Consider the following 250-nt stretch of genomic DNA (forward strand, 5'->3'; position numbering starts at 1 on the left):
CGTGATCTTCGTCGGCCGGCGCGAGCGCGACGTGCTGCACCTGTACTACAGCGCGGCCGACGTGTTCGTGACGACGCCGTGGTACGAGCCCGCCTGCACCGCCGAGCCGCGACCGGCTGCGCGGCGCCTTCTGGACCAACCCGGAATCCTGGCGCGCCCCTGTGAAGATGGCGTAACGCATGCTCGATCGGGCGGCTTCGGCCGCCCGGTTTCTTTCAGCGCCCCGTTCATTGCGCGGCGCTCGCGTCGT

1 protein-coding gene is annotated in these 250 nt (G+C 70.4%); it reads left to right on the forward strand.

Translation table 11 applies throughout. The features are described from left to right. Window positions 1-250: hypothetical protein (locus SB751_RS33500; RefSeq protein WP_410749432.1), on the forward strand; the 250-nt coding region annotated here is incomplete at both ends.

The sequence above is a fragment of the Cupriavidus sp. SIMBA_020 genome, from assembly GCF_046535395.1.
Classification (GTDB): Bacteria; Pseudomonadota; Gammaproteobacteria; order Burkholderiales; family Burkholderiaceae; genus Cupriavidus; species Cupriavidus campinensis.